The sequence below is a fragment of the Nocardia farcinica genome, from assembly GCF_029867845.1.
Classification (GTDB): domain Bacteria; phylum Actinomycetota; class Actinomycetes; order Mycobacteriales; family Mycobacteriaceae; genus Nocardia; species Nocardia farcinica_A.
In genome coordinates, this window is the sequence record NZ_JARWRU010001301.1 from 1 (window position 1) to 2,341 (window position 2,341).

General features: G+C 75.6%; 1 protein-coding gene and 1 pseudogene. Both read right to left on the bottom strand.

The window, feature by feature from the left end; all coding sequences use genetic code 11:
* Window positions 1–1,304: pseudogene (locus QH283_RS29135) on the bottom strand (AAA family ATPase); the annotation flags it as partial.
* 318 nt (window positions 1,305–1,622) lie between these two features.
* Window positions 1,623–2,237 (bottom strand): hypothetical protein, encoded by a 615-nt coding sequence (locus tag QH283_RS29140; protein WP_280506133.1) that lies wholly within the window; start codon window positions 2,235–2,237, stop codon window positions 1,623–1,625.
* Window positions 2,238–2,341: the final 104 nt, after the last annotated feature.

Consider the following 2,341-nt stretch of genomic DNA (forward strand, 5'->3'; position numbering starts at 1 on the left):
CCGGTGTAGTCGTCACGGATGTCGAGGCCGAGGCCACCGCGACGAGCGCCGCGGCTCGTCTTGTCGGTGTGCACGAATTCGTAACGGCCACCGGACATCCGGCGCAGCCGGATGGAGCCGGACAGCGCGACCTCCTCGAGCCGCGCGGCGAGCACGTAGGAGCGCAGGGACATGCTGCGGTTGTTCTCCCCGCGCCCGGCGACCACGTCGGCGAGGCGGTCGAGTTCGTCGAAGGCGCGCTTGCGCGGGGCCAGACGCTCGACCTCGCTCCACAGCTGGGTGCCGAGTTCCTCCAGCGCCTGCACGCGGCGATACGCCTCGGCGCGGGCGGCGATCGCGACATTGACGCGCTGCTGGGCTTCCTCGACGGCCCGCTGCGCGGCGGGCAGGTCGCCCGGCGCGGACTCGGCGGCGGCGCGGATCTCCGGCTCGGCCAGCACGGCTTCGGCGGCGGCCCGCGCACGGTCGGCGGCCACCAGTTCGGCTTCGATCTCGTTCTGGCGCTGCGGGGTTCGCGCGACCTGTTTGACCACGGCGGCGTAGGCGCTGATCCGGGCGACGTGGTCGGCCTCGGCGGGCACGGCGGAAGCCGGCTGGAAACCCTGTGCCAGCGCGCGGGTTTCGACGCGCTCCGCGGCGGCGGTGACCTGGTCGAGGGCGGTGCGGGCGGCCGAGCGGTGCCGGGCGAGTTCGGTGGCCGCGGCGACCAGGGCGTCCAGGCGGGCGCGGCGGTCCGCGACGGTGCGGTCGGCGCCCGCCACCTCGCGCTGACGCGCCTCGATCTCGGCCAACCGGGCTTCGCCCGCGGCGACGGTGGTGCGGATCTCGCCGCGGCGCACCTGGGTGGCACGCAGTTCGTCATGGTGGCGGGTCTGTTCGCCGCGCAGGCCGGTGAGTTCCGCCGCCGCGGTGTCGAAAACACTCGCGGCGTCGGTGGCGTCCTCGTAGCGGGCGGTGGCCGAGCGGAGGGCGGCCGCGAGTTCGACCGGATCGGCGTCGCCGCCGCGGGCGAGCAGGCCCTCGATCTCCTTCTCCAGTTCCGCCACCCGGACACCGATCCCGTCGCGCCGCCGCTCGGCGGCCCGCTCGGCCTCGGCGGCTGCCTCCTCGGCGTCAACCGACACCGCGTCCACGCCGCTCTCGGCGGGCTCGGGATGCTCGACCGATCCGCACACCGCGCACGGCTTCCCGGTGACCAGCGCGCTCGCCAGCTCGGCCGCCATGCCCGCCAGCCTGCGTTCGCGCAGGGTGAGCACCCGCTCGCGGGCGTCGTTGTGGGCGGAGCGGGCGTTCTCGAACTCCACCCGGGCGGCGTCCAGATCGCCGCGGCGGCGGACCAGCTCGGCGGCCGCGCTCGCCGCGGTGCGCAGGCGCTCGCACTCCGAGGCCAGGGCGGGCAGCGCGGCCTTCGCCTCCCCCGACTCGCGCGACCGCAGCTCGGCCGCCGCGATCGCGGCGGGCAGTTCTTCGAGGCGCTGGGTCAGTTGCTGTTCGCGGCGGGCCAGCCGGGCGTCCTCGGCGCGCAGGGCGTCCAGGTCACGAGCCGTCTTCGCGGCGGATCGCGCCTCGACGATGGCGGTGTCGAGCGAGCCGGAGCGCTCGCTCCACGCCCGGATCGCGCCTTACAGATCGGCGTCCGCACGCAGCCGAGGGGTCAGCACCCGTCCGGTCGCGGCGGCCGGTCCACCGGACCGGTGTCCCGCGAGGGCATCCCCGCCGGATTCTCCGGTGTCGGACTGCGCGCCGGATGCCTCGGTGACCAGCAGGTCGAGGCGCAGGTCGGCGGCCTCGGAGACGGCCAGTGCGGCGGCAAGGCGATCCGCGGACTCGCGGGCGGCCGTCTCGCGCCTGCGCGCGTCGAGCACGATCTCGCGGGCCTCGTCGATGGCCTCGATGACCGGCTGTGCCCGGCGGGCGGTGTCGAGTTCGGCCTGGGCGGCCGCGCGCTGGGCGGCGGTGGACTCGTAGCGGGCGAGTTGTTCGCGGGCGGCGGCCATGCGGCGGCGCAGTTCCTCGCGGGCGCGCAGTTCCTCGGCCTCGGCGCGCAGCCGGGCGCATTCCTGTTCGCGGGCGGTGGCGTCGGCGGTGGTGGCGGCGAGGTCGGCGCTGGCGGTGGCCAGCAGCTGCTGGGACCATTCGACCGAGTCCTCGACGGTGGCGGAGTCGGTGACGGGAAGCCCGGCCGCGCCGCGGATCTGGGCGATCAGTCGTTCGATGCCCTGCTGGGCTTGCGCCAAATCGGCGCGGGCGGCGCGCCGGGGGTGGGGGGGCCACAGTTAGGCGCCACCCAAACCGCGGGGGTCGAACAGCCATTACAGCAACAAATAGCGCACGGCGGTGG